23 protein-coding genes and 1 riboswitch are annotated in these 24,314 nt (G+C 51.5%); of the genes, 16 read left to right on the forward strand and 7 right to left on the reverse strand.

What is annotated here, in order from left to right:
* Positions 1-160: 160 nt before the first annotated feature.
* Positions 161-1,267, reverse strand: a complete 1,107-nt coding sequence (gene mqnE, locus MKX64_RS14515; protein WP_095264664.1) for an aminofutalosine synthase MqnE — start codon at positions 1,265-1,267, stop codon at positions 161-163.
* A gap of 418 nt (positions 1,268-1,685) precedes the next feature.
* Here mqnE and MKX64_RS14520 point away from each other — a divergent pair, with 418 nt between their 5' ends.
* The gene (locus tag MKX64_RS14520) at positions 1,686-2,045 is read left to right on the forward strand and encodes a HesB/IscA family protein (RefSeq protein ID WP_095264665.1); all 360 of its coding nucleotides are present in this window, start codon (positions 1,686-1,688) and stop codon (positions 2,043-2,045) included.
* Positions 2,046-2,678: 633 nt separating this feature from the next.
* On the opposite strand, the gene MKX64_RS14525 is transcribed toward MKX64_RS14520, so the two are convergent.
* A complete protein-coding gene (locus MKX64_RS14525; RefSeq protein ID WP_095264667.1) occupies positions 2,679-2,888 on the reverse strand; it encodes a hypothetical protein in 210 nt (69 codons plus the stop codon).
* Between the two features lie 216 nt (positions 2,889-3,104).
* Between MKX64_RS14525 and MKX64_RS14530 the strand changes: the two genes are divergently transcribed.
* Both MKX64_RS14530 and MKX64_RS14535 read left to right on the forward strand, forming a co-directional pair.
* The gene (locus tag MKX64_RS14530; protein ID WP_341036385.1) at positions 3,105-3,767 is read left to right on the forward strand and encodes a YheC/YheD family protein; all 663 of its coding nucleotides are present in this window, start codon (positions 3,105-3,107) and stop codon (positions 3,765-3,767) included.
* 324 nt (positions 3,768-4,091) lie between these two features.
* Positions 4,092-4,235, forward strand: a complete 144-nt coding sequence (locus tag MKX64_RS14535; protein WP_095264669.1) for a sporulation histidine kinase inhibitor Sda — start codon at positions 4,092-4,094, stop codon at positions 4,233-4,235.
* A 194-nt stretch (positions 4,236-4,429) separates the two neighbouring features.
* Here the strand turns inward: MKX64_RS14535 and MKX64_RS14540 are convergent, their stop codons facing one another.
* Positions 4,430-5,431 (reverse strand): NAD(P)/FAD-dependent oxidoreductase, encoded by a 1,002-nt coding sequence (locus MKX64_RS14540; RefSeq protein ID WP_095264670.1) that lies wholly within the window; start codon positions 5,429-5,431, stop codon positions 4,430-4,432.
* A gap of 490 nt (positions 5,432-5,921) precedes the next feature.
* Here MKX64_RS14540 and MKX64_RS14545 point away from each other — a divergent pair, with 490 nt between their 5' ends.
* Positions 5,922-7,115: an NAD(P)/FAD-dependent oxidoreductase gene (locus tag MKX64_RS14545; protein WP_095264671.1), complete on the forward strand. Its 1,194-nt coding sequence runs from the start codon at positions 5,922-5,924 to the stop codon at positions 7,113-7,115.
* Positions 7,115-7,369, forward strand: a complete 255-nt coding sequence (locus MKX64_RS14550; RefSeq protein WP_095264672.1) for a hypothetical protein — start codon at positions 7,115-7,117, stop codon at positions 7,367-7,369. Before MKX64_RS14545 ends, MKX64_RS14550 begins: the two co-directional genes overlap by 1 nt.
* A gap of 80 nt (positions 7,370-7,449) precedes the next feature.
* Here MKX64_RS14550 and hemQ read toward each other — a convergent pair whose 3' ends face one another.
* Positions 7,450-8,199 (reverse strand): hydrogen peroxide-dependent heme synthase, encoded by a 750-nt coding sequence (hemQ, locus tag MKX64_RS14555; RefSeq protein ID WP_095264673.1) that lies wholly within the window; start codon positions 8,197-8,199, stop codon positions 7,450-7,452.
* Positions 8,200-8,450: 251 nt separating this feature from the next.
* On the opposite strand from hemQ, the gene MKX64_RS14560 reads away from it, so the two are divergent.
* The 3 genes from MKX64_RS14560 (at position 8,451) to dnaI (ending at position 11,516) form a co-directional block, all read left to right on the forward strand.
* The gene (locus MKX64_RS14560) at positions 8,451-8,750 is read left to right on the forward strand and encodes a YuiB family protein (RefSeq protein WP_095264674.1); all 300 of its coding nucleotides are present in this window, start codon (positions 8,451-8,453) and stop codon (positions 8,748-8,750) included.
* A gap of 202 nt (positions 8,751-8,952) precedes the next feature.
* Positions 8,953-10,461 (forward strand): DnaD domain protein, encoded by a 1,509-nt coding sequence (locus MKX64_RS14565; protein ID WP_095264675.1) that lies wholly within the window; start codon positions 8,953-8,955, stop codon positions 10,459-10,461.
* A gap of 101 nt (positions 10,462-10,562) precedes the next feature.
* Positions 10,563-11,516 (forward strand): primosomal protein DnaI, encoded by a 954-nt coding sequence (gene dnaI / locus MKX64_RS14570; RefSeq protein WP_095264676.1) that lies wholly within the window; start codon positions 10,563-10,565, stop codon positions 11,514-11,516.
* A gap of 102 nt (positions 11,517-11,618) precedes the next feature.
* Here the strand turns inward: dnaI and MKX64_RS14575 are convergent, their stop codons facing one another.
* Positions 11,619-11,774: a YqzM family protein gene (locus tag MKX64_RS14575; protein ID WP_095264677.1), complete on the reverse strand. Its 156-nt coding sequence runs from the start codon at positions 11,772-11,774 to the stop codon at positions 11,619-11,621.
* Between the two features lie 243 nt (positions 11,775-12,017).
* Between MKX64_RS14575 and trxA the strand changes: the two genes are divergently transcribed.
* Positions 12,018-12,335, forward strand: a complete 318-nt coding sequence (trxA, locus tag MKX64_RS14580; protein ID WP_095264678.1) for a thioredoxin — start codon at positions 12,018-12,020, stop codon at positions 12,333-12,335.
* A 114-nt stretch (positions 12,336-12,449) separates the two neighbouring features.
* Positions 12,450-14,447 carry an excinuclease ABC subunit UvrC gene (gene uvrC, locus MKX64_RS14585; RefSeq protein WP_341036389.1) on the forward strand — a complete coding sequence of 666 codons (1,998 nt, stop codon included), beginning with the start codon at positions 12,450-12,452 and terminating at the stop codon, positions 14,445-14,447.
* Here the strand turns inward: uvrC and MKX64_RS14590 are convergent.
* Positions 14,422-16,104, reverse strand: a complete 1,683-nt coding sequence (locus MKX64_RS14590; protein ID WP_341036390.1) for a CPBP family intramembrane glutamic endopeptidase — start codon at positions 16,102-16,104, stop codon at positions 14,422-14,424. The two genes, uvrC and MKX64_RS14590, sit on opposite strands and share 26 nt — an antisense overlap.
* 313 nt (positions 16,105-16,417) lie before the next feature.
* Positions 16,418-16,576: riboswitch (cyclic di-AMP (ydaO/yuaA leader) on the forward strand.
* 69 nt (positions 16,577-16,645) lie between these two features.
* Between MKX64_RS14590 and MKX64_RS14595 the strand changes: the two genes are divergently transcribed.
* Positions 16,646-17,986, forward strand: coding sequence for a TrkH family potassium uptake protein (locus MKX64_RS14595; protein ID WP_341036391.1), 1,341 nt, complete (start codon positions 16,646-16,648; stop codon positions 17,984-17,986).
* 17 nt (positions 17,987-18,003) lie between these two features.
* Entirely contained in the window at positions 18,004-18,678 is a 675-nt protein-coding gene (locus tag MKX64_RS14600) for a potassium channel family protein (RefSeq protein ID WP_095264682.1), read from the forward strand.
* Positions 18,679-18,791: 113 nt separating this feature from the next.
* On the opposite strand, the gene MKX64_RS14605 is transcribed toward MKX64_RS14600, so the two are convergent.
* Positions 18,792-19,700, reverse strand: coding sequence for a LysR family transcriptional regulator (locus MKX64_RS14605; RefSeq protein ID WP_095264683.1), 909 nt, complete (start codon positions 19,698-19,700; stop codon positions 18,792-18,794).
* A gap of 399 nt (positions 19,701-20,099) precedes the next feature.
* On the opposite strand from MKX64_RS14605, the gene MKX64_RS14610 reads away from it, so the two are divergent.
* The 4 genes from MKX64_RS14610 to MKX64_RS14625 all read left to right on the forward strand — a co-directional run bounded on the left by MKX64_RS14610 (position 20,100) and on the right by MKX64_RS14625 (position 24,243).
* Positions 20,100-20,768 (forward strand): succinate dehydrogenase cytochrome b558 subunit, encoded by a 669-nt coding sequence (locus MKX64_RS14610; protein ID WP_095264684.1) that lies wholly within the window; start codon positions 20,100-20,102, stop codon positions 20,766-20,768.
* Positions 20,769-20,781: 13 nt separating this feature from the next.
* A complete protein-coding gene (sdhA, locus tag MKX64_RS14615; RefSeq protein ID WP_176475536.1) occupies positions 20,782-22,527 on the forward strand; it encodes a succinate dehydrogenase flavoprotein subunit in 1,746 nt (581 codons plus the stop codon).
* Positions 22,528-22,540: 13 nt separating this feature from the next.
* Positions 22,541-23,305, forward strand: coding sequence for a succinate dehydrogenase iron-sulfur subunit (sdhB, locus tag MKX64_RS14620; RefSeq protein ID WP_095264686.1), 765 nt, complete (start codon positions 22,541-22,543; stop codon positions 23,303-23,305).
* Between the two features lie 116 nt (positions 23,306-23,421).
* Entirely contained in the window at positions 23,422-24,243 is an 822-nt protein-coding gene (locus MKX64_RS14625; protein WP_095264687.1) for an aminoglycoside N(3)-acetyltransferase, read from the forward strand.
* Positions 24,244-24,314 lie beyond the last annotated feature (71 nt).

Consider the following 24,314-nt stretch of genomic DNA (forward strand, 5'->3'; position numbering starts at 1 on the left):
AATGTGATTCTTGAATCCGCTTTCGCAAGAAAAACGCCGCTATAAGCGGCTTATGGATTTCCACCCTATATGATCACATTAACCGAATTTCCGCTATTGGGAACATTCTGTATCTGTATAGGCTTGATTCGGTCTGGTCTAGGCTGGCTTGTTATACTTCTTATTCGTATACTTTAATTTCGTTATAGAACGTATCGCGCTCCACAGGAATGCGTCCTGCACCCTTGATCAGCCAGACGAGCTCTTTGCGCGTCAGTCCTTCCGGTGTCAATGCTCCGGCAGCATGGCTGATTCTTTCCTTCAGAATGGTGCCGTGCACATCAGAGGCTCCGAAGCTCAGAGCAACCTGGGTCAGCTGTGGACCGATATTAATGAAATAGGCCTTGATATGGTCAAAATTGTCCAGCATCAAACGGCTGATGGCGATGGTCTTCAGGTCTTCATAAGCCGAGTTGCGGCGCATAATGCTGGCATTCTTGCTCTTCGGCTGCATCGACAGCGGAATGAAGACGAGGAAGCCTCCGGTTTCATCTTGCAGATCCCTGATTTGGATCATATGGCGAATCCGGTCTTCATGACTTTCGATCGCGCCGTACAGCATGGTCGTATGCGTCTTCATGCCGAGCTGATGCGCGGTGCGGTGCACGTCCAGGTATTGATCGACATTGGCTTTATCGACTTTCATTTTCTGACGGTATTGATCCGACAGAATTTCAGCCCCGCCGCCGGTGAGCGTCTTCAGGCCCGCTTTGCGCAGCTCCTCCAGCACTTCCTTCGTGCTGAGACCGCTGATGCGGGTGAAGAATTCGATTTCTGCCGCTGTGTAAGCCTTCAGTGTAACATCAGGGAAGCGCTCGTTCAGCGCCTTCAGCGAATCCACATAATATTGAAACGGCACATGATTATTATGTCCGCCGACAATATGGAATTCCCGAACACCCGGATGGATATGCTGCTCAACATATTCAATCATTTCCTGACCGGAAAGGGTGTACGCGCCTTCCTCGCCCTGATCTTTTCTAAAATTACAAAAAGCGCAGTGGGATTCACACACATTGGTGAAATAAAGGCTCATATTTTCAATAAAATAAACCTTTTTCCCGTTCTTGCGCAGATTCACTTCATTGGCCAGCTGCCCCAGGGTCAGCAGGTCATCGGTTTCGTACAGATATACACCGTCTTCAAGAGAAAGACGAACGCCATTGCGTACCTTATCGGCGATTTCCGCCATTCTATGGTCGGTGTAGGGGGTAACGATTGTGGACATGCTCCATCCTCCTCTTCACACCTTCCATTCTCTGTATCAGAGAATCGAGGTGCTAAAATGGATCATTCCCAAGCGGGAACGGTCCTCTTGTTTGCGTGCCGAGGCACGATCGTTTTGTGAAAAAATATACAATAATAATCCCATCGCTTCCGGCGGCTGCGAGGCCGGCGGAACAAACGATCCATCCGGTGCGTTGCCGCCCGGGTTCCTTCCCTATTATAAACCTCACATTTCGGAGGGGCAATACTATTGGGGAAAAGCGATGACGCAAAGAAGACCGTCAAAACGTACTTTAACGGGGCGATCGCCATATTTTCCCCGCCTGAAGGGAAATATATGGCGGCGGGCAGGGGGAATGATGCTTGAGGGATTGAGAAGAGAGGAGTATACTAAAAGATGAGCGAAAGGAGGATGACCTATGATCACAATCAGTGAAACGGCAGCAGAACGTTTAAAAGAAATGCTGTCCGAACAGGAAGCACCAAATATGTTCCTTCGTTTGGGGGTAACTGCCGGCGGCTGCAGCGGTTTTTCGTATGCCATGGGCTTTGACGACCAAGAGACGGAAGCTGATGTATATATGGATGTTCAGGATTTGAGAATTGTTGTGGAGAAGGATGACATCAAATACCTGAACGGTTTGGAAATTGATTTTGAGGAATCGGGCATGACCGGAGGGTTTACAATCCACAACCCGAATGCGACCGTTACTTGCGGCTGCGGGGCTTCCTTCCGTACGGCTACCGATGCCGGCAAGCCAAGCGAGGAGCCGTGCTAAGCGGATAATGCTCATACAAGCTTAGATTCCTGTAATATGAACGATAATCCCATACCAGCCATTCTGGTACCGTTAAGGATTGTCGGTTAGAGCCTCTATAGCGTGTTTTTCGCTGTAGAGGCTTTTTTATATGTGTGTGCAGGGGGAGCAGTTGAAGTACACAGTGCTGAAGACGCCGGGGGCCGATCAAGCAATTGGATTGGCTATATGGGACAAGGACCGCTAGAGAAGGATAAAAAATGAGCCCTCGCAGGATTGCTCCATTGAGGGCTAGGTATTAAGGATTCGCGGCGGTTATGAGTTCATACGCATCCAACACGTTTTTTAACGCTCTTTTTTCCGAATTGGTGATGGTGCGGTCATTGTAGTATTGCGATCCTTCGTGCCGGAGCGTCGTCTGTTCGGATTCAATAATAGATCGAATCATCTCGATTTCGTTCGAGGTAGGGCTGGTATCGTACCACTCCCATATCTCCCCGCCGCTGTTATCGCGCTGGACATTTCGGAGGAGCGTTTGATTGGGGGCTTTTTATATGTGAGCAAAACGCGGTTCAAACAAAAAATGCAGTTGCCTCCTCTGGTATAGAGTGGACAGCTGCATGGCTGATCGCAATCGCATGGGATATGGCAACATCAGGCAGGGAAGAAAAAGGTGTCATTAAGCATGAGCACAATCATCCCGGCTGCGACAAGGGAGAACGCAATGCAGCCCACGCCGAGTCCCTTGCGGTTGCTCTTAATAAATTTGAAGCCGATGGCAAATATAAGGACCGTGACCGCTGCAAGAGCGACAGACATCCCCACGATTGCCACCCAGTACAATATTTCAAATAATTGTTCCAAGGTAAGAATCCTCCTCATTATACTCCGTTTAGCTTGTGTACGTCGTTGTATGCCTTGTACTTACTATACGACATGTCGGCTTGATTTGGAATAGCGCTTCAGAACGGGCGGTGCCCGCCAATTATTAGGCATCCCATACCGGACAATCATCCAAGAGGGACAGTGCGTTAGAGAGTACTATATGATATGTCATGAATAAAGGAGGCGAAAGCAGCTATGGCGGGAAGACAATTGGCCAGCAAATGGCTCAAAACCGAGGCATTGCTGTCTGATCCGCAGGTTGCTCCCTACATTCCGGCCACCCAGGCTTTTGGGACCGAGGCTCTGACCTCGATGCTGGAGGAGCATGGCATGGTTGTCATCAAGCCGATTATCGGGACTGGCGGCAATGGTGTCATACGCATTCTCAAAAGCGGTACGGGTTACATGGTTACCTACAAAAGACGCACGGTTCATGTGGATACGATGGATGCCCTTATGAGGGTACTTGCACGCATGAAATTAAAAAGGGAATACATGATTCAGCAAGGGATACATTTGGCCAAAATACGAGGCCGTCCGCTGGATTATCGGGTGAAGGTGGTCAAGGAAAGAGGCGCTTGGCGGTTTAAGGCTATGGTCGGCCGGCTTGCCAGCCCGGGATTGATTGTCACGAATATTTGCAAAGGCGGAAGTCTGCTGAGAGGAACCCAGGCGATGGTGTTATCCCTGCCGCGTGTGAAAGTAAGGGAGAAACGACGGGAGATGCGCGGCCTCACCCGGCACTGCATTGCGCTCCTGGAATCCAAATTCCCGGGAATCGCACAGCTCGGTTTTGATTACGGCATCGATCAAGAAGGGAAGATCTGGATTCTGGAAGTCAATACGCGTCCGAGCTGATCTCTTATAGGATGCCCTTCCTTCCTAAGATTATCCAATGAGACCAAATCTAAGCGTTTATATGAAAAATTAATAGGGTATTTAATAATTGACACAAAAAAACCGATATAATAGGTGATTAATTTTTTTTATAGTAGATTTGGCTTCTCACCTGTGTATAACATTTATCCCCATAATCCACGTTGATACGAGCAGATTTTTAATACTTACCAACAAATTATACACAGGATTTCCACAGTTGGGTGTGGATAAGCGAACAGTTGTTCCACTATTTAATGTTTGCTATGATAGACCCAGGAAAAAAGAGGAAGGGGTGTATAAGAGATGGCTATGTTGTCGGATGAGATGCTGCTCGATTCCTATCATATGGCTGTAGAGTTAAAGTTGGAACGAGAGTTTATCACTCTCCTGCTGGCCGAAATTCAAAAACGGAACTTGGACACCAATTCCGGCAATGTTTTGCACTAGTATAGGCTGATGAACGATAGATGAGATAAATGTCCAAGGAACAGCATGACGAAGCATTGGATCTGTTAGCAATTATCCACCGTATTTGAAGCTTGCTGCTCTACACAAATAGAAAAGGTATCTGCCAACCCCACCGGACAGCGGGATGGAGATACCTTTTTTTGTTTGTATTATTCTGGCAGATGCGAGCGGATCTACAGCTTCATGTTGCTGCTGTGTCCAGGAGCCAGACGCGCATCCGGATCGATGTACACCTTGGCGTTGTTCACAGCTGTCGGGGCTTCACCGAAGCCGACGGCGATCAGCTTGACCTTGCCTGGATAGGTTGTGATGTCGCCTGCTGCGAAAATCCCCGGAATGCTGGTTTCCATTCGGGAATCTACGACAATCGAATTGCTTTCGATGTTGATGCCCCACTCGGAAATCGGTCCGAGCGATGATACAAAACCGAAGTTGACAATTACATCGTCCACTTCAATCTCTTGGGTTTCTTGGGTCTTGATGTGGGAGAGCGTCACTTTGGTAATCGTCTCCTCGCCATGAAGTGCGCTAATCTCCGTCGGGGTGATAATGTTCACCTTGGACGCCATCAATTGCTCGACACTGTGCTCATGAGCACGGAATTTGTCGCGACGGTGCACGAGTGTCACCTGCTCGGCGATCGGCTCCAGCATCAGCGCCCAGTCGACCGCAGAGTCGCCCCCGCCGCTGATCAGCACTTTCTTGCCTTTAAACTGGCTTAAATCGTTCACGAAGTAGTGCAGATTGCGTTTTTCAAACTTCTCGGCTTCTTCAAGCTCGAGACGGCGCGGCTGGAATGCTCCAACGCCGGCTGTAATAATGATTGCCTTGGCATGATGCTCGCCCAGGTTTGTTGTCACAACAAAATGGCGTTCCTCCAGCTTCTTGACCGAAAGGACCTTCTCTTCCAGCCGGATGTCGGTGTTGAAGAGCTCCATCTGCTTGGACAGGTTGTTCACCAGCTCTTGAGCGGTTACTTTAGGGAAGCCGGCCACATCATAAATGTATTTTTCAGGATATAGCGCGGCCAGCTGGCCACCAAGCTGAGGCATGCTCTCAATGAGCTTGACCGAAGCTTGACGCATTCCTCCGTAAAAAGCGGCAAACATACCTGCAGGGCCGCCCCCGATAATGATCAGATCGGTCATGCCGTTCTCTTGTTGCACCGTGGTCATGCGGTAAGCACCTCCATCATTGAATTTATATTCGAATCAGACAGACGAATGCTCGCCTCTGGGATCGGACTGATTCATTTCGATATACCTTAACTATTATAATCCTCCGGGACGACACTGAAAAGACAAGATATATGCTGAAGGTCCAAGCAAGGTCAGATGATGTCGTTTTAATGACGGAGGACATCGGAACTATCCGTACTTTTCCTGTGGACAATACCTCAAAAAAAACTTGATATTTGTAAGGTTTATGCATATTATTAACGTTGATAACTTGTGTTCATTGAGTGTTAGCTTCATGTTGAATATGTACTGCACGCTTATCATTCTTGACGTGTGGACAGCATAAAGACAATCGGGTCAAAACCGTGTGAGTGGGCTCTGATGAAGGGGCTCATCTCTTTTTCTGCACGTTTTTCACAAATTGTTAACATCTTTATACCATACTGTACAGATAACAGATAAAGAGTAAGCTGGAAGGAGCAGTAGAATGAGCAGCATACCGAAGATCGTAATCCTCGGCGCGGGTTACGGTGGCATATTGACAGCGCAGCGGCTGCAAAAAGAGCTGAATTATAACGAGGCGGACGTTACCTTGGTCAATCGCCATGACTACCATTATATAACGACCCATTTGCATATGCCGGCAGCGGGAACAGACAGCATCGAAAATACGCGGGTATCGATTTCCAAACTGATTGATGAATTCAAAATCGATTTGGTCAAATCCTCAGTGCAGGAAATTCGTCTTCACGATAAAAAGGTCATCCTTGAGGACGGCACCTTGTCCTACGACTACCTGGTCATTGGACTCGGCGGCGAGCCGGAAACATTCGGCATCCCGGGATTGGCGGAGCATGCGATGACGATCCGGAGCATCAACTCGGTTCGTCTGATCCGGGAGCATATCGAATACCAGTTTGCATTATTCAAGAACGAGCGCAGACCGCAGGAACGAATCAACTTCATTGTCGGCGGCGCAGGCTTTAGCGGCATCGAATTTGTGGCCGAGCTGGCTGACCGGATTCCGAAGCTGTGCAAAGAGTTTGATGTGGACCCTACACTTGTCAACATCTACAACATCGAGGCGGCTCCATCTGCACTGCCGGGCTTCGCCCCGGAGCTTGTGGATTATGCCATCAAGACGCTGGAGAAGAAGGGCGTCACCTTCAAGTTCGGAACTGCGATCCAGGAATGTCTGCCGGGCGGCGTCATACTGAGTAGCGGCGAAGAGATTAAAGCCGCAACGATCGTATGGACAGGCGGTATTCGCGGCAATCGTCTGGTTGAAGCCGCAGGATTCGAAACGATGCGCGGCCGTGTTAAGGTAGATGAATATTTGCGTGCGCCTGGATATGAGAACATTTATATTATCGGCGATAACTCGCTTATTTTTAATGATGAGGGACGACCTTATCCGCCAACCGCCCAAATTGCGATGCAGCAGGGTGTATGCTGTGCCCAGAATATCGTAGCTTCCATCCGGAACAAACCGATGAAGACGTTTGAGTTCCACAATAAAGGAACCGTGGCTTCTCTCGGCAAGGGTGAAGGCATTGCGGTTGTGGGGGACAAGAAATATCAGGGCTGGAAAGCCGCACAATTGAAGAAACTAGTTGACTTGCGGTATCTCTTCATTATTGGAGGCATTCCGCTCGTGCTCAAAAAAGGAAGGTTTCTGTAATGAGACATTGCAGCGTTCAAGTCCGCGGACTGCTGACCCGGGATGAGCTGGACCGTTACAATGCATTGATGGAGGTTGGCGCTTATCTGGAATCGCAGGAAAAGTATGACCTGGCCTATACGGTTCAGAAGGAAGTGGACATTCTCATCATGCCGGCAATTGAGCGGCTGAAGGATAAAGGGCGGGCGCGCGATCGCGCTACAGCGGAGTTTCTGGAATCCTTGAACAAGCAGGAGGACGACGAGCAAGTCTGACCTCGATAAGCAAAAAAAGGTATGCTCTTCCGGATAGCTTAACCGGGAGCATACCTTTTTGTACAAGGGGATCGTTATAGTTATACCTTCATCAATTCCGTGAACGAGGTCTTGTCCAGCAGATTGCCGACGTAGAACGGGCCGAATTCCCCGAAACGGGCGCTCACTTCATCAAAGCGCATTTCATACACCAACTTCTTGAATTGAAGGGCATCGTCGGAGAACAGGGTAACACCCCATTCCCAATCATCAAAGCCGACCGAGCCGGTAATGATCTGCTTCACTTTGCCGGCATAGCCGCGGCCGATCAGACCATGACTCTTCATCATGTTGCGGCGCTCTTCCATGCTGAGCATATACCAGTTATCCGACAGATCGCGCTTTTTGTTCATCGGATAGAAGCAGATGTGCTTCGATTTCGGCAGCGAAGGCTTGAGCCGTGCGATCACATGCGGATTTTGCATCGGATCTTCATCGGAGGAGCCGGCAAGGTAATTGCTGAGCTCTACGATGCTGACATAGGAATAGGCTTTGATTGTATATTGGGCGAACGCTGTTTTGTTAAAAGCATTCTCGATGGCGTTCAATTCCTCCAGCGTTTCACGCAGGTGCATAAATACAAAATCGGCTTTTTGGCCTACAATGGTGTATACAGCCGTGCTTCCTTGCTTGGAGGCATCGACCGCTTCCCATTCTGCCAGAAAAGCATTCAGCTCTTCAAGCGCGAAGGCGCGCTTTTCATCGTCTGCCGCTTTCCAGGCCGACCAATCAATGGTGCGAAAATCGTGTAGAGCATACCAGCCTTCCAGCGTCATGGCGGCTTCGTTCATGAGATCACTCCTAAACATCATATGTCGTAATGCTTGCCGCGCCTTAAGGGCGCCGCACTCTTCATCCATTGTACTGCAAGCGATGGACACAGGGCAAACGATTCGGATATAGATTCATGGAATGTTCGTTGATCTGTCATCATTTTTTTAGTAAACTAACAACGGGCTGAAGCGCGGGCGACATACACTTCTTACCTATTAGAGTGGAGAACGTCCAGCTGAAGCGATAAAGTCGAGGTGAAACAGCGATTATGCTTTCCATTATTCCTGTACTAGTGCTGATGATTTTGTTCTTTGTTATGATGTTTGGAATCGGCTTCATCTTGAATATGCTGATGAAGACAACCTGGTTCCCGTGCTTTTTATTTGTGATTGTCATCCTGCCGGTTGTTGTATACAGCCTGTGGGATCGGGGAGAAGTTCCGTTCTGGACCCACGTGGGCTCGTTCCAGCTGGTTGATTATTTGACCGGTGTCGCTGGGCTTATAGGAGCTTATATGAGCGGGTGGACAATCCGCACGCTTCGCATCAAAGGCTTTAAAATGTTCTAATCGCTTGGCTGAAATCTCTACCCTGAGCGGATGGAGATCAGAGAACCGCGGCGGCTCTTCCGGTTTGGAAGGCCGTTTTTCTTTTGACCAGGCGGGGATGAAAATGCCAGAAATTTTTGATGCGAGGAACTGGCTTGCAGGGACATGATTTATGATAGAATAGAGGCAGTCTATTTTTGTGAGGCAGGGGGAGCAGATAACGATGCGCATGACAAATTTCTTACATTTTACCGAGAATCACCGTTACTGCGTATACCGTGACTTCTGTGTGAGCGTCCTGGACGACAAAATGCTCAGTTCGATCTATCAGCCGATGGTCGGTGCGTTCGCCATCAGTTTATACCGTCTGCTTGTCTCGCATATTCCGCTAGAGAAGGTAGGATATTCGGCCATTGAGCAGCAGCGCAGATTGTTCCTGACACTCGGGCTTGAGCCAAGCGAGAAGGGGCGGCGGTATCTAATTGAGCAGACCTCGAAGCTGGAAGCGGTTGGACTGCTCCAGACGAGCCGCATGGTAGTGGCCGAGACCGATGATTACATCTATGAATATGAGCTGCAGGCACCGCTGTCGCCGGCCGAGTTCTTCAAGACACAGCACTTGACGCTGCTGCTTCGGGACAAGGTGGGCAAGTTCGCTGTGCTCTCGCTGCGCGAGGAGCTGTGGAGCAAGGAGCCGCAGGAGTGGTCTGGGATATCCTTGAACAAGGAGAATATTTCGGTACCCTTTTACGATATATTTGAGCTGAACACCCATGTCATCGATTATGAGCTGGAACAGGCGCTGGAAGAGGTGTCTGCCGGGAGCAAGCCAGTCCGGTCCCTTTCTTCTGACCAGGATAGCGGCGGGCTGAATTATGCGGACATTATCCTTCGCTTCCCGCGCGAGTCGCGCAACCGGGTGTTTGTCGAGCGGCTTCGCTATGATCATGAACAGATGGGGATCGTCAATTATGTCGTTCGGAAATACAACCTCAGCGTGCAGGATTTATGCCGTTTGCTCGATGAGGATGGTATATTTACCTCCCAGGGAGAGATTGTGCTTGATGATCTGCAACATAAGGCCAGCCTTCATTTCCGGCAGGGCATGAAGCTGCAGGAGAAGCGCGAGATCACGGCAGGCAAGGTCGTGGCGCTGCGGCAGGAGCTGGAAGGCGAGCCGGACGAGCCGGCACAGGAGCATCCGGTGCAGATGGAATATTATGTGGAAGTTCCGCTACAGTTTCAATCGAAATGCGATATTCACCAATATAATATGATGCTTCGCAATGAGCCGTATACGAAGCTGCTGCAGACATTTTTTCCGGGGACGATTCCGTCGCCGTTTATGGATATGTTCGAGAAGATCGACTTGAGCTACAAGCTGCCTGAAGAGGTAATCAATGTGCTCATTCATTATTTGATGACCTTGATCGCCGAGGATGGAGAGCAGCGGATCAATCGCAATTTCGTGGAGGCGATCGCCTCCAACATGCTGCTGAAGCAGGTGGATACTTATGAGAAGGCGGTTCAATACATTCGCGATCAGGCCAAAATGAAAGGCAAACAGAAGGCGGCTTCGCGGGCGCGTACATACGCCAAGGGCGGCAAGGTGAAGCCGGACATTCCGGTGGCCCAGGGGAATGCGTCAGGACAGGCCGTGTCCGATGAAGAATTTGAAGAGATGTTAAGGTTTGCCGCCGAGATGCAGGCCAGCAAGAAGAAGGGCGGGTAAGGCCCGCTATGTTAACGAATGAATGATCGGATGAATGATAGTAGCAGGCAATGGTGCCTGCATGAATCGTTGAACGTATCAAGAGGGAGGGGGAGATCGCGATGGAATCGCTGGGTCAGCTGCTGGACCATTTGAAGAATCCGGATATTCGCCGCCGGACGGAGAGCATTACAGAGGAACTGCTGCAGAATCCGTTAATTCGCGCACTCCGCAGCGAATACCCCGAGATCGATGATCGGGTGATCCGGCTGAATCTGAGCAAGCTGTATCAGTATGCCGGAGACCATAAGCACTGTGAGCAATGCCCGGGGCTGGAGCATTGCCCAAATGATTTCCAGGGACATTTCAGCAAGCTTGATATCGAGCGTGTGAACGGGACCGTGGAGATCTATGAACGGAAAGCGCCTTGTCATCTACAGGTGGCCAAGACCAACGCAGAGATGATCCGCAAACGGATCCGCAGCTTCTACGTGGATGATCACGCGCTTAACGAAGGTTATAACAACATGGAGATTATGGCCAAGGACAGGCTGCGCGCTCCCGCTGTTCATCAGATCTTCCGTTATATTCAGGACGTCAAGGAGAATGGTCTGTCACCGCGCGGCCTGTATTTAACTGGGGCATTCGGGACGGGAAAGACATATTTGATGTGCTATCTGCTGCATGAGCTGGCGATGGTTGGCTATACCGGCGTCATCGTGTACATGCCGGACTTCGTCGAGGATCTGAAATCGATGATGCAGGAAGGGCAGAAGCTGAAGGAAATGACGGAGACGATGAAGGAATGCGACCTGCTCATCTTTGATGATATCGGTGCGGAAAACCTGAATCCCTGGGTTCGGGATCACGTCCTCGGCTCGATTCTGAACTACCGGATGAATCGCAAACCGACCTTCTATACCTCCAATTATCCGCTGGACGGGCTGGAGCGCCATCTGAGCTTTACGAGCAAGGATGGGGAGGAGCTTCACAAGGGTCAGCGGCTGATGAACCGGATTGCGCCTTTTGTCGATGTGGTGCAGCTGTTCGGGGAGAATCAGCGGGGCAAGTTCTGATTAGTGAAACGGAAGATGACAATAGAAAAAGTCTGATCCCGATCGCAGCTTAAGCTGTGAACAGGATCAGACTTTTCATGTTAGAGCACAAGGAGCCGCCGATTAACCGACCAGATACTTGATAATGACAAAGCCGAAGAAAATGATGGTCATGAAACCGAACATGCCGATAAAGCCAGCCATCAAATCGCCAAAGTCATTCCGCGGTTCTTCATTCACGTGCTCCCGTGGATCGTTAACGTGAACGTTTACATCCATGGTGCTAGCCTCCTAAAAGGTGAACATGCCTGTGATCCATTTCCTTGACATTCACCGGACTTGTTATTAGTAGTATACCCAATTGGCAAATCATTTGTAAAGAATAAGGGAGGTGAATTACTACCTTTCTTTAGGTGAGTATATTTCACTTTTTCCTGAAAAATGTGGTATACTATTTTCGTCGACATTAAAATCGGCATCTTTGTTAAAGATATACTTATCCTGTAAGGAGGAGAATACAATATGGCAATTGTAAATGTTACCGACCAAACCTTTGCTAACGAAGTGGAAAGCACAGGAACGGTTGTTGTTGATTTCTGGGCGCCTTGGTGCGGACCTTGCAAAATGCTTGCGCCAATCCTGGACGAACTGGCTCAGGAAGTGGGCGATGATGTGAAAATCGCTAAGGTGAATGTGGACGAGAATCCTGAGTCTGCAGCTCGTTTCGGCGTTATGAGCATCCCGACAATGATCTTCTTTAAAGACGGCCAGCCTGTCGACAAAGTGGTTGGTTTGAATTCCAAAGAAGCCTTGAAGGGCATCATTGCGAAACATCAATAATTCAAGCTTGACGCTCCAAGCAGCAAGCAACGTTATAAGCGCCTTCGGAATAATCCGGGGGCGCTTTGTGCGGTTTATTCGTAGTATAATGTCTCCTAGGAGAGGGGGAAGGGTATGAACGATTTCGCCAAGCGGGTTCAGGAGCAGGAGAAGGCTCTGGAGAATATCCGGCACAAGCTGGCGCTGCTGCCTGATCAGCCGGGCTGCTACCTGATGAAGAACGGGGAAGGCACCATCATCTACGTCGGCAAGGCCAAGGTGCTGAAGAACCGGGTACGCTCTTACTTTACGGGAAGCCACAATGGCAAGACCCAGCTGATGGTTTCCGAAATCCGTGATTTTGAATATATTGTGACCGGCAGCAATATGGAGGCACTCATTCTGGAGTGCAACCTGATCAAAACCCATCAGCCTCGCTTCAATGTATTGCTGAAAGACGATAAAACGTATCCATATATAAAAATAACGAATGAAGAGCATCCCCGGCTGGAAGTGACCCGGCGGGTGCTGAAAGATAAAGCGAAATACTTTGGCCCGTATCCGAACGCCTCGGCCGCCCAGCAAACGAAGAAGCTGCTGGATCGCATGTATCCGCTGCGCAAATGCGGTGTCATGCCGAAGGAGGTCTGCCTCTATTATCACATCGGGCAATGTCTGGCCCCTTGTGTGAAGGAGGTTCCCCGGGAGGACTATGAGCAGATTACGAGCGAAATCCAGTCATTCCTCAGCGGCGGGCATGAGGAGATCCGGAAGGAGCTCGAGCGGAAAATGCACGAGGCTGCGGAGGAGCTCTATTTTGAGCGGGCCAAGGAGCTGCGTGATCAGATCATGCATATTGACGCTCTGATGGAGAAGCAGAAGATCACGACTACCGACAAGAAGGACCGGGACGTGTTCGGTTATGCGGTGGACAAGGGCTGGATGTGCGTGCAGATTCTATATATGCGCCAGGGAAAAATGGTGCAGCGCAACGCCTCCGTATTTCCGTTCTACGGCGACCCCCACAGCGACTTTCTGTCCTTTGTCGCACAGTATTACAGCAGCAATCCGGCGCTGCCGCAGGAAATTCTGCTGCCGGGCCCGCAGTTGTCCGGCGCAGCAGCCGATGCGGACAGCGAGGAAGCTGGTGAAGCCGCAGCCAAGCCGCCTGCTGGTGCAGATGTGGCAACGACCGAGCCAACTGTTCTGACAGACAGAGCCGAACCTACTGCGGCTGAGGCGAAGGCCGAAGCAGCGGCTGAAGCGGCCGGGCTCGTTGATGCGGCAGGCGGAGCGGAGGCGCTGCAGGAGTGGCTCGGTATCAAGGTTCTGGTTCCGCGTCGGGGCTTGAAGCGTCAGATGGTTGGCATGGCTTCCGATAATGCCAAAGTGTCGCTTGATGAGAAGTTCCGCCTGATTGAACGCGATGAAGAGCGCACCTCGATTGCGGCAGCTAATCTGGGCGAGATTATCGGTCTGGAGTCTTTGCACCGGATTGAGGCATTTGACAACTCCAACATTCAAGGAAGCAACCCGGTATCGGCAATGGTGGTATTTACCGATGGCAAGCCGGACAAGAAGGAATACCGCAAATATAAAATCCGGTCCGTATCGGGACCGGATGATTATGAGACGATGCGCGAGGTTATTCGCCGCCGGTATGAGCGGGTGCTCAAGGAGAACCTGCCGCTGCCGGATCTGATCGTGGTCGACGGCGGACGCGGCCAAATCTCGGCAGCGGTCGATGTGCTGGAGAACGAGCTGGGACTGTTCATCCCGGTCTGCGGCCTGGTGAAGGACGCCAAGCACCGGACGGCGCAGCTCATGGTGGGCGATCCGCCTGAGCCGGTGGCGCTGCCAAGGGACAGCCAGGAATTCTACCTGCTTCAGCGCATACAGGATGAAGTGCACCGGTTCGCCATTTCGTTCCACCGCGAGCAGCGGGGCAAATCGATGGTTTCCTCCAAGCTGGACGCTATTCCGGGCATCGGGGAGAAGCGCCGGAAGATGCTGCTCAAGCATTTTGGCTCGGTCAAAAAAATAAAAGAGGCCAGTGTCGAAGACTTCCGGCCCCTTTCTATCGGTGAAAAATTAGCGAATGATATTCTTAAAGCGCTTCGGGAGGAGTCGTAGTATACGGCTTCTCCTTTTTTTGCGGGTTAAATCGGTAAATGACGTAAGCGACCAGTGCTGGAAGCGCGATATAGAAGGCCCCCATCACCACGTTGGTTGCGTCTCTCAGCAGGATCAGGCTGATTCCCATCAGGGTGCTGTTGAAGATGACGTGGGCGAACATGGCGGTCAAATAACCGTATCGCAGGAAGATATAACTGAACAGCAGGCCGATGATTACCAGCTCGATGGGTCGGGAAATAATCGGATAGATCGGATACAGCGTATGTCCGAGAGCCCAAATGATCGAAGTGATCAAGCTGGCGACAAAGGTGCTGCGCACGATTTTTTTGACCATTTTAATCCCGAACAGCCGGTAAACGGCCTCTTCCGATATGCCAGCGAACCAGGCCATCAAAGGAAACAGCCACGGATACAGCATGTTGTATGGCGATTGCTCCGAATCCGTCGTTGCCCAGGTATTCAGCGTAAGGCTCAGTATGATGAAGATGATCGACTGAATGCCAAGCAAGATGAATGCCCACAGATAGCCGAGCTTCATGCTGTCGAGCACATACGGCCCATAACCCGGTTCCTTCGCCCGCGGCCACACATTGAGCCCGTCCTCCTTGCGCCACAGCCCGTCTCCGCCCACCAGCGAGAAGTACAGAAGGGCCGAGAAGATGAGGGAATATATTACATAAAAGATCATCATGAATGCAATTCCGAAACTGGACATCCCCTGGGCTTTGAACACTGGCATCAAATTGTAGGTGTTCAGCATCTGGATGACAAACAGCAGCAGCGCCAGAAACACTCCGCGTTTAAAAGAAGTGTGGGCACGTGTTTTCACGCTGTATACAATCGCGAGAATTCCGAGCACGAGGGTGAACAAACCGTACCCGATCAGCGTAAGCATAAGCGCGTTTTGCGTCTGCTTCTCCACATAGGCGGTATGCTGCTCCGGAACATCGAAGGCCTGCTGATACGAGCGCAGCTGGCGGTCTTCGAACGTGAACTCCAATTTCAGCTGAGCATCCAGAACGGATTTTGACGGATCGGCATATTCCAGCTTGGGCTCGCCCTCCTGCGTAAGCAGCTCCAGGCTGGCTGGATCATAGCCGGACCTTTGGAGCCAGGGCTCTGCCAGTGCCTGTTTCTCGGACAAGGTCATGTTGCCTTCGGCTAGCAGCAGCATTTCCCGCCGTACCGCGCCGGTATTCAGCTCAATCCGGTCATAGCTCGAGTGCGCGGCATCAAGGGTATAGCTGATAACCGCCGCGGTCTGCATATGTACATCCACCAGCAGCGCGTCCAGGCCCGGAAGCGTGAAGCGAACACGGAATACGTCATAGGGATATTGTTGCTCATAGGTTTTATTGTACTCGTCGAGCTTCTTCTCTTTGGTCAAATATCCATACAACGCAGAATTCGACTGATAAGTCACCAGCGTTTCTGTCGCTTCTTCTACAGGGAAGCCTAACTGGTCCTTGGCAAATTTCGAGGCAGCCAGTGAGGCTTCCTCCTTGGTGATCACAACAGACGTCTGAAGCTCCGGATCGGCGGCGGTGGGCAGCACGATCTGCAGAAGCAGAAACAAGACGAGGCCGACGATGGCTGGAATCATTAATGTTCTGAAATTAGCTTTGAGTTTCAGCGGTTCTTGAATTCGATTCATGAAATTCCTCCTCGAGATGGATAACTGCTGCAAATTAGATACCTATCGTCAGTATGAAAGTATCGGATGTGGAAGAGTTCAAACAACTATAAGTCAATATAACATAGATATGTGCCCTTCACGGAGCTTATCCCTCTGTCATTTTTTTAAATAATCGATGAAAACGAATGAAAGCTTACGAAAATGCAAGAGAAGCAGGTACTCGTATTCTTGAATATGCCCAAATCGGACGTTTTTAAAGATATTTTGCAGCAAAAACAGCATTGGGTTCGTGAGGCGATTGCGTTATAATCACATCATGCTTTCAGCAAAGAAAATAAGACAGCCGAATTTCGACCAGAAAATGGGGGAACCATGTAATTGGGGTGAATTTCCTAAGTCATTCATGATTCATCATGAATGAGGAGGAATAGGGCAACCTGTGAAAGCCCGAACCCGTCAGCTAACCTCGTAGGCTGCAGCACAGGAACCAGAACCGAAAGGGGCATTGGATTTCCAGTGTCTTTTTTTCTTTGACTTTTATCAACAGAAGGTGAACAAGTTGAACCCGAAATTATTTTGGCTCAAGTTGTCCCCGCCGCAAATCCTGACGCTTGGCTTCGCAGCGCTCATCGGGATCGGGACAATGCTGCTGATGTTGCCGGTGGCAACAGCCGGCAGGGAGCCGCTTGGAGCGATTGACGCCTTGTTTACCGCGACATCGGCTGTATGTCTGACAGGGCTAGTCGTCGTTGATACGGCGACAACCTACAGCACCTTTGGCGAGCTTGTGATCATGCTGCTCATCCAGATTAGCGGATTAGGCTTTATGACGATGGCAACGCTGTTCGCGCTGATGTTCAAGCGGCGCATCTCGTTCAAGGACCGGCTGGTGCTGCAGGAGGCCATGAACCAGACATCAGTGGAAGGGATTGTACGGCTGATCCGGAGGGTAATTATTTATACATTTGTTATTGAAGCCGTATGTGCCACGTTGTTCTCGATACGCTGGGCGTTTGACATGCCGGCCGGGCAGGCCGTTTATTTCGGGATTTTTCATGCCATATCGCTGTTTAATAACGCGGGCTTTGATCTGTTTGGACAATTTCACAGCTTTACGGGGTACGTGAGTGACCCGCTGATCAACATCGTTTCCATATTTTTAATCGTTTCCGGGGGACTTGGATTTGTGGTATTGTCGGATCTGATTGATTTTCGCCAGAAACGGAAGCTGTCCCTGCATTCGAAGGTCGTTCTGTCCATGAGCGGAGCGCTCATATTGGTCGGAGCCGTTGTCATTATGGTGTTCGAGTTCACGAATCCGAGAACGCTCGGTACCCTGGATGGCGGCGGCAAAACGCTGGCGGCCCTGCTCCAGTCGGTCACGCCCCGAACGGCCGGAGTGAACACGATTGACATTACAGGAATGAGGCAGGCGACACAATTTTTCATCGTCATTCTGATGTTTATCGGCGCCTCTCCGGGATCGACCGGGGGCGGGATCAAAACGACGACTTTTACGGTGATGATCGGGGCGGTGGTCGCCATGATGCGCGGACGTCAGGACATTGTGCTGTTCCACTACCGGCTGGCTCAGGAGCGGATTCTGAAGGCATTGACGATTGCCTTGCTCGCGGTGCTGCTTGTGCTGACCGTTGCGATGATTTTATCTACTACGGAGGATGGACATTTTCTGGAGATCTTGTTTGAGGCGACATCGGCCTTCGGCACCGTTGGGCTGTCGATGGGACTGACACCTCATTTGACGGCCTTCGGCAAGGTGCTGATCTGTTTCACGATGTTTGCGGGACGGCTTGGACTGCTGACGCTCGTGTATGCACTGGGTCCGAATAAAAACAAAGAATTGTACCGTTATCCGGAAGGCAAAATGATTATTGGGTAAGGAGCATGACGGGAAACATGAAACCAAAACAGTTTGTAGTGATCGGTCTAGGGCGGTTCGGATCGAGCCTCGCCATTGAACTGATGGAGCAGGGGTATGAAGTTCTGGGCATCGACCGGGACGAAGAGGTTGTGGAGGATATGAGCGAGCTGCTGACGCATACCGTCGTGGCGGATGCTACGGATGAGGGAGTGCTGAAGTCGCTTGGCGTCCGCAACTTCGACTGCGGCATTGTGGCGATCGGCGACGATATCCAGATGAGCATTCTTTCAGCCATATTGCTGAAGGAGCTTGGTGTGGGCACGGTCGTGGCCAAAGCGATATCGGTGCTGCACGGCAGAGCGCTGGAGAAGCTGGGCGTAGACCGGGTGATCTTCCCGGAAAGAGATATGGGCATTCGTGTGGCTCATCAGCTCGTTACCCCTAACCTTCTCGATTATATCGAGCTGTCCAAAGACTATCTGGTCGTTGAGCTGACGGTGACGGACTGCATGGATGGAAAAACATTAAGCGAGCTTAACACCCGGGTTCGTTATGGGGTTACCGTCGTGGCGGTCAACAAGCCTTCCGGCATCATTGTGGCGCCAACGGCGATGGATGTGCTGCATGCCGGTGACATTATGGTGGTTATCGGTTCGAATGAGAACGTGGAACGATTTGAGAATGAGGTTGTCAACTCGCAGGAAGGTTAATCCGCACTTATATAATAGGAAGAAGCGATCATGCGTACACGGAACATGCGGTGTATAGATGATCGCTTTGTTGTCATAAGGCTAGGCGGCTACTGTGGGTTGCAAGCCTGCCCCTATGCCTTCAGCTTGCGCAGCTCAGTGAACAGCACCTCGGTCTCGGCGATCCAGCGTCTGGCCGCACTGCTCAAATCCGAGGACTCGTCATAGACGAGCGAAGTGGTCCGCCGGGTCTCTATCAAAGCGGGGATATGGATGTCGAGCAGACCGTTATCGGACAGCAGCTGCGGGCGCAAATAGGATTTGGGCAGCAGCGCCGCCGCTTTGCAGGTTGGAATGAGGCGGACGATCGCCTCGAAGGAATCGATCTCCATCCGGATGTCGGGCATAATGCCCCAGCGATGAAACAGATCATCGGTCAGCTTGCGGTACCAGGTGCCGGTGGAGAAAATAATCATCGGCAGTCCTTGCAGATGCTCGATGCTGACCGCTTCAAGCTCCGCCAGCGGATGGCCGAGCGGGATGACCAGCTCAAGATGATCGTCAAAGAGCGGAATGCACTTTAGCCCCGGCTGATTGATGGAGGAAGCAACGATGCCGATATCCACGCGTCGTTCCCTTACATAAGATACGATTTCATGAGTCTTGCCAGTGACCAGTTTAATTTCCGCTGCCGGATGCTTCTCCATAAAAGCATTCACAAGCGGAGGCAGCGTCGTCTGCAGCGTGGTCAGACTGGCGCCAAGCGTAATGGAGATTTGCTCGCCTTCGCGGTAATGCGCCAGCGTCTGCATAAACTTCAACTGCTGCTGCCGCTGCTCCAGGGCGAAGGTATAAACGATCTGTCCGATCGAGGTCAGCTCCAGTCGCTTGCCCCGACGGTTGAACAGCTGCAGCCCAAGCTCGTCCTCCAGCTTGGCGATTTTGCGGGAGACCGCCGGCTGGGACAGGTTGAGCAGCTTGGAAGCTTTGTTGATGCTGGATTGCTCAACGACGACGGCAAAGACGTCCAGCTCTTCGAACATGGCTACATCCTCCTGTTATATGGTAGTGTATATTAGGTAGTGAATATGAAGATTTGCTGAAGAAACGCAAGTTTGCGGCTATGCGCCAAGCCTGTCCGGCTCGTAAGGTGAGACCGCTTCCGCGAAGCTGCGGCCGATCTGCACAGGCAACCATACCGGACATTTTGCTTATGCGTATAAATTATAACGTTTAATAATTATATTGCAATTCCATTATAAGAAAAAAAGGAGTAACATGAAATGTGACACAGGTTGTTCACAGATTAGGGAAATAGAGAACAATTTGTCGTTGAAAAAACGCGAGTTTCAATGTATTGCGTAAGCAGTTCCAAATGAAATGAATTCGTTCGAAAGTATGAAATTGAAAACGCTGTACATCGGAAAGGGGAACGTCAACTGATGAAAGGGTATTATTCCAGAAAGCTGCATTCATTACTTGGTGTCATACCGCTTGGAGGATTCCTGATCAGCCATATGATATCCAACTATAAGGCTTTCGAGGGTGGAAAGGAAGGCTTTATGGGGGCGGTGCATTTCCTGAACAGCATGCCGCTCGTCTTCTTCCTGGAGCTGTTCCTGATCTGGCTGCCGCTGTTGTACCACGGCGTCTATGGACTGTATATCGCTTACCAGGCGAACAATAACGTAGGCAATTTCAATTATGAGCGCAACATTCGCTTCATGATTCAGCGGATCACCGGCGTCATTACGTTTGTATTCGTAATCTGGCATATGTACGATACGCGCTTCCAGATCATGATCGGCAAGATCACGCATGATGAGCTGGGAGCCGTTATGCACGGGATCGTCAGCAATCCAGTACTGTTCGCGCTGTATGTGGTCGGCGTGTTATCCGCTACGTTCCACTTTGCAAACGGTCTGTGGGCATTTCTGGTCAGCTGGGGCATCACCGTCGGTCCGCGTGCTCAACGCATATCGACGTACATCTGCATGGGCCTGTTCGTTGTAATGAGCGTCATGTTCATTCTGGCTATGACCGGATTCAGAGACGCCGAGTTCCAAGCGGCAAACGCCGTGATCGATATAGCTAAGACAGTCTTGAGTTAAAGGGAGTGAACCTATTATGGCATCTAATATTATTGTAGTGGGCGGCGGTCTTGCAGGCTTGATGGCAACCATCAAGGCGGCGGAAGCAGGAGCCCATGTTCATCTGTTCTCACTTGTACCCGTAAAACGTTCTCACTCCGTCTGCGCACAAGGCGGCATTAACGGAGCAGTAAATACCAAAGGGGAGGGCGACTCTCCTTGGGAGCACTTTGACGATACCGTGTACGGCGGGGACTTCCTGGCGAATCAGCCGCCGGTGAAAGCGATGTGTGAAGCGGCTCCGGGCATTATCCACCTGATGGACCGCATGGGCGTTATGTTTAACCGGACGCCTGAGGGGCTGCTTGACTTCCGTCGTTTCGGCGGTACGAAGCGTCACCGTACGGCCTTTGCCGGAGCAACGACAGGCCAGCAGCTGCTGTATGCACTCGATGAGCAGGTGCGCCGGTGGGAAACGGCCGGTCTCGTTACCAAATACGAGAACTGGGAATTCCTCCAGGCCATCATCGATGATGAGGGCGTGTGCCGGGGCATTACTGCCCAGGATCTGCGCACGATGGAGATTCGCGCGTTCAAGGCCGAGGCGGTCATTCTGGCCAGCGGCGGCCCGGGCATTATTTTTGGCAAAACGACCAACTCCGTTATTAATACAGGAACGGCAGCCAGCGCCGTATACCAGCAAGGGGTACACTACGCCAACGGTGAGTTCATCCAGATTCACCCTACTGCCATTCCGGGTGACGACAAGCTGCGTCTGATGTCTGAATCGGCACGCGGTGAGGGCGGACGGATCTGGACTTATAAAGACGGCAAGCCTTGGTATTTCCTTGAGGAGAAATATCCGGCTTACGGAAACCTTGTTCCACGCGATATCGCGACGCGAGAAATCTTCTCCGTCTGCGTCGATATGGGGCTTGGCATTAACGGCGAGAACATGGTATACCTCGACCTGTCCCACAAGGATCCGAAGGAGCTGGACGTCAAGCTCGGCGGCATCATCGAAATTTACGAGAAGTTCATGGGCGATGACCCGCGCAAAATTCCGATGAAAATCTTCCCGGCGGTCCATTACTCCATGGGCGGCATGTGGGTAGATTACAATCAGATGACGAACATTCCGGGGCTGTTTGCAGCCGGCGAGTGTGAGTACCAATATCATGGTGCGAACCGTCTGGGCGCGAACTCGCTTGTATCCGCCATCTATGGCGGCATGGTCGCTGGACCGAAAGCGATTGAATATGTGAAGGGATTGAAGAAATCCTCCGAGGACATTTCCTCCTCCGTATTCGATCGGTTCGCGAAAGAGCAAACCACCAAGTATGAGGATCTGCTCAAGATGGAAGGCACCGAAAATGCCTATGTGATTCACAAGGAGCTCGGCGAGTGGATGACCAACAACATGACCGTTGTTCGCTACAATGACAAGCTCCAGGCTACGATTGACAAAATTAAAGAGCTGAAGCAGCGCTACCGCAACATCAACATGACCGATACATCCCGCTGGAACAACCAGGGTGTGGCGTTTACGAGACAGCTGTGGAACATGCTGGAGCTCGCTGAGGCCATGACGCTGGGCGCACTGCTCCGCGATGAAAGCCGCGGCGCTCATTATAAACCAGAGTTCCCGAACCGGGATGACGAGAATTTCCTGAAAACAACGAAGGCGAAATGGACGCCGGACGGACCGGAAATCTCATATGAAGAAGTGGATGTTTCCCTAATCCCGCCGCGTGTTCGCGACTATTCGAAAGATAAGTAAAGGGGGATTTAACATGGCTCAAACAGCAACCGCGTCTAAAAGCGTGAAGTTTATTATAACCCGCCAGGACAGCCCGGAATCCAAATCGTACACCGAGGAGTTTGAGGTTCCCTACCGTCCGGGTATGAACGTAATCAGCGCGCTGATGGAAATTCAGCGCAATCCGAAAAATGCGCAAGGCCAGACAACGGCTCCGGTATGCTGGGACTCCAACTGTCTGGAGGAAGTATGCGGCGCATGCTCGATGGTCATCAACGGCAAGCCGCGTCAAGCGTGCGCTGCCTTGATTGACAAGCTGGAGCAGCCGATTCGCATTCAGCCGATGAAGACGTTCCCGGTTGTGCGCGACCTGATCATCGACCGCAGCCGCATGTTCACGGCGTTGAAGCGCGTAAAAGCATGGATTCCGATCGACGGCACCTATGACCTTGGTCCGGGGCCGAGGATGGCTGAGAGCAAGCGTCAGTGGGCCTACGAGCTGTCCAAGTGCATGACCTGCGGGGTGTGCCTGGAGGCTTGCCCGAACGTTAACGAAAAGACGGATTTCATCGGTCCGGCAGCAATCTCCCAGGTGCGTTTGTTCAACGCGCACCCAACAGGCGAGATGAACAAGGAAGAGCGTCTGGAGGCGTTGATGCAGGATGGCGGCATCGAGGGCTGCGGCAACTCGCAGAACTGTGTGCGTGCCTGCCCGAAAGGCATTCCGCTGACCACCTCCATCGCCGAGATGAACAAGGAAACAACCAAGCACATGTTCAAACGCTGGCTCAGCGTATAACGAGGCTGCCAGCCCGCGAACCAATAATCGCTGCTATAGCAGCGTATTCTTCAAGCACCCGACCGGGCTTCTGACTGGTCGGGTGCTTGTCGCATGAAGAGGGAGGAGGAATCGGATTGATTATCGAGAGACCCATTACTATGAACGATATGGTGCGTGATCTGAAGGTGCTCGGGGTGACGGAGGGAATGACGCTATTGGTGCATTCTTCTCTGAAAAGCATAGGGGGTTGGATTCCGGGCGGCCCCGAGGCGGTCATTCTGGCGCTGGAGGAGGCGATCGGCAGGGAGGGCACATTGGTAATGCCGACTCAATCGTCCAACTTGACGGACCCGGCAACGTGGAGAAACCCGCCGGCTGCCGAGGCGTGGTGGCAGCTCATCCGGGATGAAATGCCGCCATATGATCCCGATTTAACGGTGACAACTGGCATGGGTGTCATTGCGGAGACGTTTCGTAAACAGGCTGGCGTTGTTCGCAGCAGCCATCCGCAACTATCCTTTGCCGCGCGCGGCCCTCTGGCTAAGCAGCTCATGTGTCCACATGAGCTGGATTTCGGGCTGGGGGATCCGTCCCCGCTTGCCCGGCTATATGAAACAGGCGCTTACGTGCTTCATCTCGGAACGGGGCATGCCACGAATACATCGTTCCACCTGGCTGAATACAGAGCCGACTGGGAGGGCAAGAAGGTCATTACCTCCTGCGCTCCGATCCGAAGAGCAGGGGAAAGGACGGAATGGGTCACATTTGAAGATATCAACTTTTATTCCGATGATTTTGAGCAGCTGGGTATGGCTTTCGAGGCCGCATATCCGGATGCCTGGTCCCGGGGTCAGATTGGAAACGCCCCGAGTTTGCTGGCTGCGCAGCCGAAGATGGTTGATTATGCCGTGAATTGGTTGAAGGCGCATCGGAAGGCCGAGCGGCCTACACCGTAGCTGGGAGTACCCCCGCATGTCTCTCTGTTCGCAAGCTGCATGTCCGGGAGCCGGGGCATTCCCGCCGCCGA

It is taken from the genome of Paenibacillus sp. FSL M8-0334 (assembly GCF_038000405.1).
Taxonomy (GTDB): domain Bacteria; phylum Bacillota; class Bacilli; order Paenibacillales; family Paenibacillaceae; genus Paenibacillus_AQ; species Paenibacillus_AQ campinasensis.